Here is a 14,435-nt window from a genome sequence, read left to right as displayed (position 1 = left end):
GCTCAACCCGTTTAACTAAAGTGGAAGGCCGCAGTTTTTGACTGCGGCTTTTTTATGTTTAACTCTAGGCTTCACGAATATGAGCGGTAACAGACACGATGGCATGGTCCGTACTGAATTGGTCGTGTTCAAAGCTTGGATTGGTGAGGTGATGGTCTAACACTGTGTAGCTAGAGATCTCCATCAAACTAGACGAGTTCTGACAATCAAACTCGTTCGACATCAAAATGTAGTCCAGTACAGACCCAGATGCGCCGTAGTAATGGGTTGGCTTACGCTGTTCAAGCAAATCTTCTTCATGTAGCTGATGGTAAAGATCCCAGCTGTCTTTTAATCGAAAGTGGGATAGCCAATGCTTGCTGTTTTCGTCTCGGTTGATTGAGTAATTCAACAGCCCTTTAAACTCATAATTAAACAGTGGCTTATTAAAGTCACCCATCAACACAACAGGTTGCTCGGTTTGGTAGCGTTGGTTGGTGATGTATTGATGCAGCATCTGAGCTTCTAGACCGCGTTGGACACTTGATAGCCAAGAGCCAAGCTGTTCTTGGTGAAAACGAGTGAGCGTGTCACTTTGTGGTTTTGCACCTTGCTGAGTGTTGTCCGCATCGACAGATTCTGCTTTTGGCTCTGTCGGACGTTGTGATTTGAAGTGCACCACATAACAGTCGGTTGAACCTAAATGGGGTAACGTAATCGTCGCGTGAACAGGCGTTCTGTTGAATGAGAATTTGTCGTCAAGGTTGAATGCTTTCAGTAACTTCGAATCTGGCGTAACAGGCTGCACGTTTTCAATCGGGTAACGGGAAGCGATCCCAACGACTGGTGAGGTGTATAGGTAATCATCTTCAACGTTGGCGCTATCGACCACTGCAAAGTATGGATAACCTAGCTCGTTCATCAATAGCTCTAAAGATTGCGGGCTAAATATCTCTTGGAAGCCAATCACATCGCAATCTAATGAGCGAATCGCTTCAGCCATCCAATGTTGCTTCTTCTGCCATTCTTCGAAGCTGTAGATGTTCTCAAAATCATAATAAGCATTCGGTGGCTCGAGATAGTTCAGAAGGTTGAACGTTGCGAATGTTATTTGGTTTGGTTTGTTCAAAGTGTCATTCCATTTAGACCTAGGCTGCAAGGATACTCCAGTAAAAGTATAGTTTGTTGATTATTTAGAGCCTAAATTTCACTTTAGAAGCCAACCAAAGGAATCTTAGCCGTTGAGGCTTGTGTCATTCAGGCTAAGCAATCAAAGCTCACTGCATCCAATAACTTCGAGCGGTGACGAGTAATTTGTAAATAAACCGTCAGAGATAGAGTGCTGATGGTTTTATTAGTTATTACATGATGTTAGATTTGAACCTATACTTGATTTAACGGCATGCATTCAAAGCCGATAAATCAACTTGAATATAGAATTCATGACATTTGAAGGGAGAGTCAAATGGGAACAGTTTTTCGACGCAAAGCCTCGCAACGCACTCAGTTTTTCAGGTTTAATTTGAAGTCATGTGCAATCATGTTGCCGCTTATTGCTTTACAACCCTCCGTTACTTACGCTTCTGAAACCCAATCAACTCCTGCTGTCACCGTTATTGAAACCACACAACTGGTTGGTTTTGGTGAAGCAAAATATCCAGCCGATTTCACTCACTTCGATTACGTTAATCCTGATGCGCCAAAGCAGGGCAAAGTGACCTATGGCAGCATAGGTACGTACGATAGCTTTAATCGATTCGGTTCCCGCGGCGTTGCTGCAAGTTATACCGGAGAGATTTACGATACCTTGATGTTTTCTCCGAGTGACGAGATTGATGCGTACTATCCATTGATCGCTTCAAAGGTTCGCTACTCCAGTGATTTCACTTGGATGGAAATCGACATCAACCCAAATGCTAAATTCCAAGATGGCGAGCCTATCACTGCGCATGATGTTGCCTTTACTTTTGACAAGTTCTCAACCGAGGGCGTGCCTCAGTATCGTGTGTATTACAAAGATATTAAGTCAGTAAAAGCGGTCTCTGATTTGGTTGTTCGTATTGAAATGAACATTCCAAACCGCGAAAAACTGTTCAGCTTTGCGCAAAGCACTCGTGTATTACCGAAACATTTCTGGAAAGACAGAAAGCTGTCTGAACCTCTAAGCGAGCCACCAGTCGGTAGTGGTCCTTATAAGATCATCAGTTATAAATCAGGCCAAAGTGTTACCTATGGTCTAGATGAAAACTACTGGGCAGCTGACCTACCGGTTAACGTTGGTCGTAATAACTTCAAGCAAGTGCAATACGATTACTACCGTGACGACACGGTAATGTTGGAAGCCTTTAAAGCTGGGGAGTTCGATCTTCGAACCGAGAACTCGGCTAAGTTCTGGGCAAACTCTTATACAGGCGCGAACTTCGACAAAGGCTACATCATCAAAGAAGAGATTAACCATGAGAAGCCTGAAACGACTCAAGGTTTTGTCTTCAACATTCAATCTCCTGTGTTTTCTGATCCTAAGGTGCGCGAAGCATTAACCTACGCGATGGACTTTGAGTGGATGAACAAGAACATGTTCTACGGTCAATACAAACGTACTCGTAGTTACTTCCAAAACACAGACTATGAAGCGAAAGGCTTACCAAGCGAAGCTGAAGTAGAGTTGCTGTCTCAATACAAAGATCAGATTCCACCGAGAGTTTTCACAGAAGAATTCCAACCTCCGGTCACCGATGGTAGTGGCCGTATTCGTAGCCAAATGCGTACAGCTTTCAAACTCTTGAAGGAAGCGGGTTGGGTTCTGAAAGACAAAGTCATGACCAACGAAAAGACTGGCAAGCCGATGTCTTTCGAGTTGTTGATTTACAGCCCAACCACGGAGCGTATTGCAACGCCAGTTCAAAAGAACCTGAAGCGTATGGGTATTGAGATGAAGATCCGTACCATCGATACGACGCAATACATTAAGCGCTTGCGTGATCGTGATTTCGACATGGTTTCGTCGTCATTTTCTGCAAACCCTTATCCAAGCCCGAACTTAATGATCGTTTGGAACTCTAACTACATTGATTCTACTTACAATACGGCAGGTGTGATGGATCCTGTGGTTGATGCGTTAACAGAACAAATCGCACGTAACCAGCAGAACCCTGAAAAGCTACTTACGCTGGGTCGCTCGCTTGATCGTGTGTTGCAGTGGAATTTTTACAACATCCCTCAATGGCACGTTGGCGAATACCGCGTAGCGATGTGGGACAAGTTTGAGCGTCCGGATGTATTACCTAAATACGATTTAGGCATCGATACATGGTGGATTTCAGAAGAGAAGGCGGCTTTGCTTCCTGAAAAACGTCGCTAGGAGTTAGTTAGCATGGCCGCGTATATATTTCGGCGTTTACTGTTGGTGATCCCCACGCTGTGGGCGATCATCACCATCAACTTTTTTATTATTCAGATCGCGCCAGGTGGTCCGGTAGAGCAAGCCGTGGCTCAGTTAGAAGGGCACAACTCCGGTATCATGGAGCGCTTTTCTGGTGGTGGACAAGAAGTTGATTTAAGCGAAAGTGACCAAGCGTCTGCCAGTGGTTATAAAGGCTCTCGAGGGCTTGATCCGGAAGTGGTTGAAGAGATCAAAAAGCAGTTTGGTTTTGATAAGCCGATTCACGTTCGCTACTTTGATATGTTGAAAAACTACGCGACCTTTAACTTTGGTGAAAGCCTGTTTAAGGGCGGAAACGTGATTGATTTGATCATTGAGCGTTTACCTGTCTCCATTTCCTTAGGGTTGTGGAGTACGTTAATCATCTATGTGATTTCGATACCCTTAGGCATCATGAAGGCGATACATCACGGCTCGCGCTTTGATATTTGGTCGAGTGCGGTGGTGATTGTTGGTTATGCGGTGCCGGGATTCTTGTTTGCGATTATTCTGATTATCTTATTCGCCAGCGGTAACTACTTCAGTTGGTTCCCATTGCGCGGGTTAGTCTCGAGTAACTTCGACCAGCTTAACTGGTATCAGCAAATTGGTGATTACTTCTGGCATTTAGCTTTGCCTATTTTCGCCATGGTGATCGGTGGTTTTGCCACGCTCAGCATGCTGACCAAAAACTCCTTCCTTGATGAAATCAACAAGCAATATGTAGTAACGGCACGAGCGAAGGGTTTAGACGAGAACAGTATTCTCTACAAGCACGTTTTCCGTAACGCAATGTTGATCATTATTGCCGGTTTCCCAAGCGCATTTATTAGTATTTTCTTCACGGGTTCTATGTTGATTGAAGTGATGTTTTCACTTGAAGGCATTGGTTTACTTGGCTTTGAGTCGACCATTCAACGTGACTATCCCGTGGTGTTCAGTTCTCTCTATATCATGACCTTATTAGGCTTGGTTCTGAGCATTATCTCCGACCTGACTTATACCTGGGTTGATCCTCGAATTGATTTTGAAGCGCGTTAATGGCGAACGAATAACAAGGTATTGATAATAAATGTTTAACAACCCTTTAGCTGAAGCTCGTTGGTTACGTTTTAAAGCAAATAAGCGTGGTTTTATCTCCCTTTGGATATTTACCATCTTGTTTGGCTTGAGCCTGTTCGCTGAGATCATTGCCAATGATAAACCACTCTTGGTTTCTTATGATAATCAGTGGTTTGTGCCTGTTATCAATGAATATGCCGAGACGGAGTTTGGTGGTGAGTTTGAAACCGAGGCCGACTACAAAGACCCGTATGTTATCGAGCTCATTGAAGACAACGGTTACATCGTGTGGCCAATCATTCCGTTTAGCTACGACACAATAAACTTCGATATTTCAGGTGCGGTGCCATCGGAGCCCGATTCGGTGAACTGGTTAGGGACTGATGATAAGGGGCGAGATGTATTAGCTCGTATCATTTATGGCTTCCGTATTTCCGTTCTATTTGGTTTTATTCTGACCATTGTATCGAGCGTGATTGGTGTCGTGGTTGGCGCAACACAAGGCTACTACGGTGGCTGGGTTGATCTATTCGGACAACGCTTCATTGAAGTCTGGTCTGGTATGCCGACCCTGTTCTTGCTGATTATTTTGTCGAGTTTTATTGAGCCGAATTTCTGGTGGTTGCTCGGGATTATGGTGTTGTTTAGTTGGATGAGTTTAGTAGGCATCGTGCGAGCGGAATTTTTACGCTGCCGAAACTTCGATTATGTGCGAGCCGCGCAAGCCATGGGTGTTGATGACAAACGTATTATGCTTCGTCACATGTTACCTAACGCGATGGTTGCATCGTTAACCATGATGCCGTTTATTCTTTCAGGCTCGGTGACCACACTGACTTCGTTAGACTTCTTGGGCTTTGGTCTTCCTGCGGGTTCGCCTTCGTTAGGCGAGTTGTTGGCGCAAGGTAAAGCTAACTTACAAGCGCCTTGGCTTGGCATTTCTGCCTTCGTCGTGCTTTCACTGATGCTTACGTTACTGGTCTTCGTTGGTGAAGCGGTGCGTGATGCTTTCGACCCGCATCAACAGAAGTAAGGATAGGTTATGACTTCAAATACAACGCCTGCTTCTCCGGTTTTGACCATAGATAAACTGTCTGTCGGTTTCGGGCGAAAAAACTCGATAGAGCAAGTGACACAAGATGTCTCTTTAGAAATATACAAAGGTGAGACATTAGCGCTGGTGGGTGAGAGTGGTTCAGGTAAATCTGTTACAGCCAACTCGATTTTAAAACTGCTGCCTAAAGGCTCATCGCACTACTTAAACGGTAAGATTAATTTCTCAGGTACCGATATCCTGAGTTGCTCTGAAAGGCAATTGCGCGGGATTCGTGGTGGTCGCATCGGCATGATCTTCCAAGAGCCTATGGTGTCGTTGAACCCACTGCATAGAGTCGGAAAACAGCTTGTTGAAACCCTAGCGATTCACCGAGGTATGCGAACTAATAAAGCGCAAGCCTTGGCGATAGAGTGGCTATCCAAGGTGGGTATTCGCTACCCAGAGCAAAAGATTTCAGCTTACCCACATGAATTGTCTGGTGGAGAGCGTCAGCGTGTAATGATCGCAATGGCTCTGATCAACGAACCTGAGCTGCTTATCGCTGATGAGCCGACAACCGCATTGGATGTGTCGGTACAAGCGCAGATCCTCGACCTGCTTAAGGAGCTGCAACAAGAGCTGGGTATGGCGATGCTTTTTATTACCCATGACTTGAGTATTGTTCGTAAAATTGCTGACAGAGTGGCGGTAATGAAAGATGGTCGCTTGGTTGAAAGTAACGACTGCCAAACACTATTTAATGCGCCAGCTCACCCTTATACGCAAAAGCTTATCAACTCTGACCCGAAAGGGTTGCCCGTTCCAGTTTCTCCGGAAAGTGAACCTCTGCTCGATGTTAATCAACTTCGTGTTTGGTTCCCGATTACGGGCGGTTTATTCAAGCGAACCATTTCTCATGTCAAAGCCGTAACAGACATGGAGTTCACTTTGAAGAAAGGGCACTCAATCGGTTTAGTTGGCGAAAGCGGCTCTGGTAAATCGACAACCGGTATGGCGATACTCAAATTGGTGCAAAGTGAAGGTTCAATTACCTACGCTGATGAACAAATCCAAGGCTTAAACCGCCAACAGATGCTTCCGTTTCGAAGCCGTATGCAAGTTGTATTTCAAGACCCATTTTCTGCGTTGAATCCAAGAATGTCGGTAGCTCAAGTGATTGGTGAAGGTTTGTTAGTGCATCAACAATTGGATGAGAATGAACTCGACCAACGCATCTGTGACGTAATGAAAGAGGTCGACTTAGACCCAGAAACTCGTCACCGTTACCCAAATGAATTTTCTGGCGGACAAAGGCAGCGTATTGCGATTGCTCGTGCTTTGATTTTAAAGCCAGAGTTTATCCTGCTCGATGAACCAACATCGTCATTGGACAGAACCGTTCAAGCTCAAGTATTGGATTTGCTGAAGTCACTTCAAGAAAAGTATGGCCTGACCTATTTGTTTATCAGTCATGATCTGAATGTCGTGAAATCCTTGTGTCATTACACCATCGTCATGAAAGCTGGCGAGGTAATAGAGAAGGGCGACACTGAGACTTTGTTTGGTAATCCGCAGCATGAATATACTAAGCAGTTGGTGAGTCTTTCGAATGTTGGTGGTGTTTTATAACGCAGAGGGTTTGTTTAAAACAAATGGGCTCTGGTTGAATTCAACATGGTCATTTCGTTGTTTTAAGATTACACTGCGCCCAATATTTCAGAAGTACATATTTAGGTAGAGGTCACCATGGACCAAGAACATTACGAAGACGCTGATTACGAAGGCCAAGAGCTGGGCGAAGAAGGCGAAGAGATTGAAATTGAAGCAATTGGTATTGATGTTTCATCACAGCCAATCGAGCTCTACAAAGTGTTTAAAATTGCTAACCTAGTGAGTGGTGGCGGTGAAGCTAAGCACATCATCTCTGAAGGCTACGTAGCGGTAAATGGTGAGCTAGAAACCCGTAAGCGTCGTAAAATGTACGATGGCGACTTCTTTGAATTCAACCAAGAATACTATGTAGTGGTGTGTGATCAGCCAGTACAAGAAGAATCAGAAAAGCCGAAAAAGAAAGAAACGCCTAAAAAAGAGAACAAGGCGAAGAAAGGTCAGTCTAAAAAGGATTCTAAGAAGAAGGAATCTAAGAAAAGCAAAGCAGAAATGCTAAGCGCAAAGGCTGAACCAAAGAAAGAGAAAAAAGAGAAGAAACCGAAAAAGAAAGCGGATACGCCAAAGCCAACACGTGATGACAAAAGCGGCCGTAATTCGATTGAGTTCTTCTAAGTTATAGCTCTAACCTACTGATCTAAAGCTATTCTTTCAAAACGCAAGCAACCTTAGACTTAGGTTTACGTTAAGAAAATATCAAAAGGCTCACTATTTAGTGAGCCTTTTTTGTATTTGTTTGCTAGCACAGCTAACGGCAAATAACGCTTCTTCTCAGTGACGAGTGCGAGAAGATGTCAATTCTGATGCACGTAACTGAGCAACGGCTTTCGCTAGTTCTAGCTGAGCTTGTGCAAAGTTAATGTCTATGTTGCCCTTGTTGATGTTCTCTAGAGCGGCATATTTCGCTTCTTCTGCGCGAGCGCGGTCAATGTCTTTACCATGCAAGGCCGTGTCGGCTAATAACGTAACCACATCCGGCTGAACTTCCAGCATCCCACCAGAGACATACAGCACTTGGCCTTCTGATTTAGGGTCTGTAACGAACACGGTTACGCCCGGTTTGATCTTACTGAGAAGCGGGGAGTGACCGGGGCGGATCCCCAGTTCACCGTCAGCGCCAGAAACGGCTAGGGCATACGCTGGACCTGAAAACAGCGTACCTTCCGCACTTACAATATTAAGTTGAAATGTATTATCTGTAATTCCGATAGCCATGGTGCACCTGCCTCTTAGAGTGATTTTGCTTTGTTAAGCACTTCGTCGATAGAGCCACAGTACAAGAACGCTTGCTCTGGGATATCGTCATATTCACCGCTCAATAGACCTTTAAAGCCTCTTAGTGTTTCGCTTAGCGGTACAAAGACACCTTTCTGACCGGTAAACACTTCGGCTACGTGGTAAGGCTGCGTTAAGAAACGTTCAATCTTACGAGCGCGAGATACGGTCTGTTTGTCTTCAGTAGACAGCTCATCCATACCAAGAATCGCGATGATGTCTTTTAGCTCTTTGTAGCGTTGCAGCGTTGTTTGTACTTTTTGTGCAATGTCGTAGTGCTCTTGGCCTACGATCAGCGGATCTAACTGACGTGACGTTGAATCTAACGGGTCAATCGCAGGGTATAGACCCAGTGCCGCGATGTTACGAGACAGTACAACGGTCGCATCTAAGTGAGCAAAGGTTGTTGCTGGCGATGGGTCAGTCAAGTCATCCGCAGGTACGTATACTGCTTGGATAGACGTGATAGAGCCTTGTTTTGTTGACGTGATACGCTCTTGAAGTACGCCCATCTCTTCAGCCAGTGTTGGTTGGTAACCTACTGCTGAAGGCATACGACCTAGCAGAGCTGATACTTCTGTTCCGGCAAGCGTGTAACGGTAAATGTTATCAATGAACAACAGTACGTCACGACCTTCATCACGGAAGCGCTCAGCCATAGTTAGGCCTGTAAGTGCTACACGTAGACGGTTTCCCGGTGGCTCGTTCATTTGACCGTAAACCATGGCTACTTTGTCTAGTACACCTGCTTCTTTCATCTCGTAGTAGAAGTCGTTACCTTCACGAGTACGCTCACCTACACCGGTAAACACAGAAAGACCTGAGTGGGCTTTGGCGATGTTGTTGATAAGCTCCATCATGTTGACGGTTTTACCTACACCAGCACCACCGAACAGACCAATTTTACCCCCCTTAGCGAATGGACAGATAAGGTCGATAACCTTAACGCCTGTTTCTAGAAGCTCAGTGCTGTTTGCTTGTTCTTCATAAGAAGGGGCTTCACGGTGAATCTCGTAGTTTTCTTTCTGACCGATTTCACCACACTCATCGATAGGTTGACCAAGCACGTTCATGATACGGCCTAGCGTTTCTTCGCCGACAGGAACCGTGATTGGAGAGCCTGTGTTTTCAACCGTTAGGCCACGACGTAAGCCATCTGACGTACCCATTGCAATACAACGAACGATATTGCTACCCAGTTGTTGTTGTACTTCCAATACTAACGAGCTTGCTTCGTCGCTAGTCACTTTCAATGCATCATAAACGCGTGGGCTGTTGCCGCCGCTGAACTCGACGTCAACCACCGCGCCGATTACTTTAACTATTTTTCCAACACTCATTCTTAAATCCTCAAATTCTGTTCTTGACCCAGTCTTTTCTAGCCCTAGACAGCTTGGGCACCTGAGACTATTTCACTCAGCTCTTGGGTAATGGCAGCCTGACGCGCCTTGTTGTAGACCAACTGCAAGTCATCAATGAGTTGGCCTGCGTTATCAGTCGCCGCTTTCATAGCGACCATTCGGGCTGCTTGCTCACAGGCAATGCTCTCTACGATGCCTTGATACACTTGCGATTCGATGTATCGATGTAACAGTTCTGAGAGTATGTCTTTGGGTGCTTGCTCATAGATGTAGTCCCAACGACGCGCTTTTTTAGGCTCACCACCTTCCTCAGAATCCGAAGGGTGGGGGAGCAACTGCAAGGTCGTTGGCGCTTGAACCATGGTGTTGACGAACTGGTTGTAAACGAGATACAAGCTATCGATTTTACCTTCGTCGTAATGCCCGAGCATCGCATTCACCGTACCTAAGATGTCTTCTAACTTAGGTGTATCGCCAAGACCTGACGTTTGTGCAATAACGTTGCCGCCGCGTTGGAAGAACGAGATAGCCTTAGATCCCACTAAGGTTGTTTCTACCTCGACTCCCTTGGTGCGCCATTGCTCCATTTCTTCTAACACTTTCTTGAACAAGTTTGAGTTCAAGCCACCACACAAGCCGCGATCGGACGAGATAATGATGTAAGCGACACGCTTAGGTTCACGCTGTTGCAGGTAAGGGTGCTGGTACTCCAGGGAACCCGATGCAACATGAGAGATAACTTTTCGCATGTTCTCGGCGTAGGGCCGAGTTAGCGTCATGTTGTCTTGAACCTTGCGCATCTTACTTGCTGCAACCATTTCCATTGCGCTAGTGATTTTCTGAGTGTTACTAACACTGGCTATCTTGGTGCGAATTTCTTTAGTACTTGCCATAATCTGCTCCTATTTGTTTTGATTTCCAGCTAACAAACCGGAGCACTTACCAAGCTTTCATCCCAACAAAACCTTCTAGGATCTCTTTAAGAGCACCGTCGATTTCGTCATTGTAATCGCCTGTCGCGTTGATTTTTTCGAACAACGCAGGGTTCTGACCTTTGGCATAAGCAATCAGCTCTTCTTCAAAACGGGCAATGTTGTTTAGCTCAACACCGGCCAAGTAGCCTTTCTCTGCTGCGTAGATAACCGTTGCTTGCTCAGCGACTGACATTGGAGAGTATTGTTTTTGCTTCATTAATTCGGTAACACGCTCACCATGGTCTAGCTGTTTGCGCGTCATCTCATCTAAGTCAGAAGAGAACTGAGCAAAGGCCGCCAGCTCGCGATATTGAGCTAATGAAGTACGGATACCACCAGACAGTTTCTTGATGATCTTGCATTGCGCCGCACCACCCACACGAGATACCGAGATACCTGGGTCTACTGCAGGACGTAAGCCTGAGTTAAACAATTGGGTTTGAAGGAAAACCTGACCATCGGTGATTGAGATTACGTTGGTTGGTACAAACGCTGATACGTCACCCGCTTGAGTTTCAATGATCGGAAGCGCCGTTAATGAGCCAGTTTGACCTTTCACTTCACCGTTAGTGAACTTCTCTACATACTCTGCATTCACTCGTGCTGCACGTTCTAGAAGGCGTGAGTGAAGGTAGAATACGTCGCCAGGGAAGGCTTCACGACCCGGTGGGCGTTTCAATAGCAACGAGATTTGACGGTAAGCAACGGCTTGTTTTGATAGGTCATCATAGATGATCAGTGCATCTTCACCGCGGTCACGGAAGTACTCACCCATAGTGCAACCGGCATAAGGTGCTAGGTATTGAAGTGCTGCAGACTCTGATGCTGATGCCACGACTACGATGGTGTTTTTTAGCGCATCGTGGTCTTCGAGTTTACGAACCACGTTAGCGATAGTGGAGGCTTTTTGGCCAATCGCCACATACACACATTTGATGCCAGAATCTTTCTGATTGATGATCGCATCGATAGCTAACGCTGTTTTACCCGTCTGACGGTCACCGATGATAAGTTCACGTTGACCACGACCGATTGGCACCATGGTATCAACCGCTTTATAGCCAGTTTGAATTGGCTGATCAACAGACTTACGTTCGATTACACCGGGTGCAATCACTTCTACAGGGTCGAGTCGGTCACAACTTACTGGGCCTTTGCCATCGATTGGCTCGCCTAATGTGTTCACAACACGGCCAAGAAGACCGTTACCGACGGGGACTTCCAAGATACGACCTGTACCTTTCACTTTCATACCTTCAGATAGGTCAGTGTAGGGGCCCATAACCACCGCACCTACTGAGTGGGTATCGAGGTTAAGTGCGAGTGCGTATTTGCCACCTGGTAGCTCAATCATCTCGCCTTGCATAACATCAGCAAGGCCATTGATTGTGATGATGCCATCACGAACCGATACGATAGTGCCTTCATTGCGAGCCTCTGTGCTCACATTAAATTTCGAGATGCGTTCTTTTATTAGATCGCTGATTTCATTTGAATTTAATTGCATAATTGTTACCTATCTCGCGTGAAGTTGATGAGCCAATCGGTCAATTGATGTGTTTAAAGAACCATCGATAACGGTTTCACCCGCTTTGATGACCATTCCACCCACTAACGTGTCATCAATAACCTGCTTCATTTCAACCTGACGCTCTAATTTCTTCTCAAGTGCAGCTGTTAGTGACGTAACTTGATCTTGTGTCAGCATTTCTGAACTGGTGACAGTGACAGGCACTACACGTTCATGTTCGTCCTTTAGCTCGCAGTACAATTCAAACAGGTCTCTTACAACAGAAAGGCGGCCGTTCTCGGCCAAGACTCGAATGAGATTAATGACGTGGTCATCAACGAGTCCTTGGCAAATATGAATGATGAGGTTTGCCAGCTCTTCTGTTTGGTGTGTAGAAGCACCTTCTGCTGAAGAAATCTGACTAGCGATCGTTTCTTCTTCCGCGACAGCCACAAGAATGGACAGCATTGAGTGCCACTCTTGTAACTGGTTTTCACCTAAAGCAAATTCAAACGATGCTTTGGCGTAGGGATGAGCAATATTGGTGTAATCTGACATATTGCCTCTCCTTAGAGTTCGCTAATCATTTGGTCAACTAGCGCTCGGTTCGTTGCGGAATCTAGGTTTTTGCTAATCAGTTTCTGTGCACTTTGAATTACTGCGTCTGCCATATCTGCCTGAAGTTCACGGCGTATCTTTTGGCGTTCGCCTTCTAGCTCAGCTCTACCTTGTTCTAAGATGCGTGCCTTTTCTTGCTCGGCTTCTTGTTGCGCTAAGCTGATGATTTCATTGCGGCGTTTTCGGCCCTGTTCAATCAGTTCAGTCACATCTTTTCTTGCATCTTCGATGAGTTGCGCGCCATTTGATTTTGCTAGTTCTAGCTCTTTCGCAGCGTTCTCTGAGTGGCGTAAACCATCAGCGATTTCTTTTTGGCGCTCGTCTAACATCGCGGTGAGAGGGGGCCATACATATTTCATGCAGAGCCAAACAAAAATCACGAATGAGATTGCTTGTCCAAACATGCTTGCATTTAAGTTCATACCTTCCTCACTAAATCTTGATTATGTATAAATCGATCTTTCAAAGCGGTTTGATTAAGCCACGGCGAAGATGATGTATAGACCGATACCAACACCGATCATCGGTACTGCATCCACAAGACCCATCATGATGAAGAATTGAGTACGAAGCATTGGAGTAAGGTCTGGTTGACGCGCAACACCTTCAAGGTATTTACCTGCTAAGTTACCAATACCAGATGCTGCACCTGCTGCACCTAAACCGATCAGTAATGCACCTGCTACATATAAAACTGCGCTTACGATATCCATTTGTATCTCCGATAAATAATTTTTTAGTTAAATTTTTTAGTTATTAATTAGTGGTGTTCTTCTGTTGCCATACCTAAATAAACAACGGTCAGTACCATAAATATAAATGCTTGCAAGAATACGATTAATATGTGGAATAGTGCCCAAGGAACACTCAGTGCCCATTGCATCCACCATGGCATTAATGCGATCAGAATAAATATCATCTCACCTGCATACATGTTTCCAAATAATCGTAAGCCTAGTGATATAGGTTTTGAAATTAATGTTATTAATTCAAGAACTAAGTTAACAGGGTATAAAAGAGGGTTATCAAATGGCTGCGTAGTAAGCTCTTTGATAAAGCCTTTCAATCCTTTATTTTTAAATGTATAAGTCAACAGTAAGATAAATACACCGAGTGCCATCGACATTGGAATATTTACGTCCGCCGTTGGTAGATCTCTAAAGTGTTCTAGACCCATTGCACGACTTAATGCTGGTATGAAATCTATTGGTAATAAATCGACCGCGTTCATTAACAACACCCAAACAAAAGTGGTTAATGCCAGTGGCCCTATTAATTTATCCTCCGCTTGAAAAATCTCTTTTACTAGGTTGTTTACAAAATCAAATATCAGTTCGATAAAACATTGAAATCGACCTGGAACACCGCTGGTGCCCTTAGTCACTACGTATCGAAAAGCTCCAATAAACAGTAAACCCGTAATCCAAGATACCAACATCGAGTCGATGTTGAACGCCCAGAAACCATCACCTGTAGTTAAGAAGGTTAAGTGATGCTCTATGTATTCGTGAGCGGTAGTTACTTGATCCAT

14 protein-coding genes are annotated in these 14,435 nt (G+C 45.0%); 5 read left to right on the top strand and 9 right to left on the bottom strand.

Features of this window, described 5'->3' with window-relative positions; all coding sequences use genetic code 11:
* Nucleotides 1-64: 64 nt before the first annotated feature.
* Nucleotides 65-1,108, bottom strand: a complete 1,044-nt coding sequence (locus AB4507_RS02935; protein ID WP_372182209.1) for an endonuclease/exonuclease/phosphatase family protein — start codon at nucleotides 1,106-1,108, stop codon at nucleotides 65-67.
* Nucleotides 1,109-1,444: 336 nt separating this feature from the next.
* On the opposite strand from AB4507_RS02935, the gene AB4507_RS02930 reads away from it, so the two are divergent.
* The 5 genes from AB4507_RS02930 to AB4507_RS02910 all read left to right on the top strand — a co-directional run bounded on the left by AB4507_RS02930 (nucleotide 1,445) and on the right by AB4507_RS02910 (nucleotide 7,781).
* On the top strand, nucleotides 1,445-3,340 hold the full coding sequence (locus AB4507_RS02930; RefSeq protein WP_372182208.1) for an extracellular solute-binding protein: 1,896 nt from the start codon (nucleotides 1,445-1,447) through the stop codon (nucleotides 3,338-3,340).
* 12 nt (nucleotides 3,341-3,352) lie between these two features.
* Entirely contained in the window at nucleotides 3,353-4,441 is a 1,089-nt protein-coding gene (locus tag AB4507_RS02925; protein ID WP_017102574.1) for a microcin C ABC transporter permease YejB, read from the top strand.
* A 31-nt stretch (nucleotides 4,442-4,472) separates the two neighbouring features.
* Nucleotides 4,473-5,495, top strand: coding sequence for an ABC transporter permease (locus AB4507_RS02920; protein ID WP_017060847.1), 1,023 nt, complete (start codon nucleotides 4,473-4,475; stop codon nucleotides 5,493-5,495).
* Nucleotides 5,496-5,504: 9 nt separating this feature from the next.
* Nucleotides 5,505-7,127: a microcin C ABC transporter ATP-binding protein YejF gene (gene yejF, locus AB4507_RS02915; protein ID WP_372182207.1), complete on the top strand. Its 1,623-nt coding sequence runs from the start codon at nucleotides 5,505-5,507 to the stop codon at nucleotides 7,125-7,127.
* Nucleotides 7,128-7,244: 117 nt separating this feature from the next.
* Nucleotides 7,245-7,781 carry an RNA-binding S4 domain-containing protein gene (locus tag AB4507_RS02910; protein WP_017064730.1) on the top strand — a complete coding sequence of 179 codons (537 nt, stop codon included), beginning with the start codon at nucleotides 7,245-7,247 and terminating at the stop codon, nucleotides 7,779-7,781.
* 156 nt (nucleotides 7,782-7,937) lie between these two features.
* Here AB4507_RS02910 and AB4507_RS02905 read toward each other — a convergent pair whose 3' ends face one another.
* The 8 genes from AB4507_RS02905 to atpB are packed head-to-tail and all read right to left on the bottom strand — an operon-like array spanning nucleotide 7,938 to nucleotide 14,435.
* Nucleotides 7,938-8,381 (bottom strand): F0F1 ATP synthase subunit epsilon, encoded by a 444-nt coding sequence (locus AB4507_RS02905; RefSeq protein WP_019820614.1) that lies wholly within the window; start codon nucleotides 8,379-8,381, stop codon nucleotides 7,938-7,940.
* A gap of 14 nt (nucleotides 8,382-8,395) precedes the next feature.
* Entirely contained in the window at nucleotides 8,396-9,781 is a 1,386-nt protein-coding gene (gene atpD / locus AB4507_RS02900; RefSeq protein ID WP_017060843.1) for a F0F1 ATP synthase subunit beta, read from the bottom strand.
* Nucleotides 9,782-9,825: 44 nt separating this feature from the next.
* The gene (gene atpG / locus AB4507_RS02895) at nucleotides 9,826-10,695 is read right to left on the bottom strand and encodes a F0F1 ATP synthase subunit gamma (protein WP_017064727.1); all 870 of its coding nucleotides are present in this window, start codon (nucleotides 10,693-10,695) and stop codon (nucleotides 9,826-9,828) included.
* Between the two features lie 46 nt (nucleotides 10,696-10,741).
* Nucleotides 10,742-12,283: a F0F1 ATP synthase subunit alpha gene (gene atpA / locus AB4507_RS02890; RefSeq protein ID WP_104216112.1), complete on the bottom strand. Its 1,542-nt coding sequence runs from the start codon at nucleotides 12,281-12,283 to the stop codon at nucleotides 10,742-10,744.
* Nucleotides 12,284-12,292: 9 nt separating this feature from the next.
* A complete protein-coding gene (locus AB4507_RS02885; RefSeq protein ID WP_017060840.1) occupies nucleotides 12,293-12,844 on the bottom strand; it encodes a F0F1 ATP synthase subunit delta in 552 nt (183 codons plus the stop codon).
* An 11-nt stretch (nucleotides 12,845-12,855) separates the two neighbouring features.
* Complete coding sequence (locus tag AB4507_RS02880; RefSeq protein WP_017068483.1) at nucleotides 12,856-13,326, bottom strand: F0F1 ATP synthase subunit B; 471 nt, start codon at nucleotides 13,324-13,326, stop codon at nucleotides 12,856-12,858.
* A 54-nt stretch (nucleotides 13,327-13,380) separates the two neighbouring features.
* Nucleotides 13,381-13,617: a F0F1 ATP synthase subunit C gene (atpE, locus tag AB4507_RS02875; protein WP_004730405.1), complete on the bottom strand. Its 237-nt coding sequence runs from the start codon at nucleotides 13,615-13,617 to the stop codon at nucleotides 13,381-13,383.
* Nucleotides 13,618-13,664: 47 nt separating this feature from the next.
* Nucleotides 13,665-14,435 (bottom strand): F0F1 ATP synthase subunit A, encoded by a 771-nt coding sequence (gene atpB, locus AB4507_RS02870; RefSeq protein WP_017060838.1) that lies wholly within the window; start codon nucleotides 14,433-14,435, stop codon nucleotides 13,665-13,667.

It is taken from the genome of Vibrio sp. 10N.222.54.A3 (genome assembly GCF_041474095.1).
Classification (GTDB): domain Bacteria; phylum Pseudomonadota; class Gammaproteobacteria; order Enterobacterales; family Vibrionaceae; genus Vibrio; species Vibrio crassostreae_C.
This window is presented reverse-complemented; position numbering and strand designations above follow the sequence as displayed.

Coding starts and splice junctions, on each gene's coding strand:
- AB4507_RS02930 (WP_372182208.1), top strand. CDS start 1,445: ATGGGAACAGTTTTTCGACGCAAAGCCTCGCAACGCACTCAGTTTTTC.
- AB4507_RS02925 (WP_017102574.1), top strand. CDS start 3,353: ATGGCCGCGTATATATTTCGGCGTTTACTGTTGGTGATCCCCACGCTG.
- AB4507_RS02920 (WP_017060847.1), top strand. CDS start 4,473: ATGTTTAACAACCCTTTAGCTGAAGCTCGTTGGTTACGTTTTAAAGCA.
- yejF (WP_372182207.1), top strand. CDS start 5,505: ATGACTTCAAATACAACGCCTGCTTCTCCGGTTTTGACCATAGATAAA.
- AB4507_RS02910 (WP_017064730.1), top strand. CDS start 7,245: ATGGACCAAGAACATTACGAAGACGCTGATTACGAAGGCCAAGAGCTG.
- AB4507_RS02905 (WP_019820614.1), bottom strand. CDS start 8,381: ATGGCTATCGGAATTACAGATAATACATTTCAACTTAATATTGTAAGT.
- atpD (WP_017060843.1), bottom strand. CDS start 9,781: ATGAGTGTTGGAAAAATAGTTAAAGTAATCGGCGCGGTGGTTGACGTC.
- atpG (WP_017064727.1), bottom strand. CDS start 10,695: ATGGCAAGTACTAAAGAAATTCGCACCAAGATAGCCAGTGTTAGTAAC.
- atpA (WP_104216112.1), bottom strand. CDS start 12,283: ATGCAATTAAATTCAAATGAAATCAGCGATCTAATAAAAGAACGCATC.
- AB4507_RS02885 (WP_017060840.1), bottom strand. CDS start 12,844: ATGTCAGATTACACCAATATTGCTCATCCCTACGCCAAAGCATCGTTT.
- AB4507_RS02880 (WP_017068483.1), bottom strand. CDS start 13,326: ATGAACTTAAATGCAAGCATGTTTGGACAAGCAATCTCATTCGTGATT.
- atpE (WP_004730405.1), bottom strand. CDS start 13,617: ATGGATATCGTAAGCGCAGTTTTATATGTAGCAGGTGCATTACTGATC.
- atpB (WP_017060838.1), bottom strand. CDS start 14,435: ATGGATCAAGTAACTACCGCTCACGAATACATAGAGCATCACTTAACC.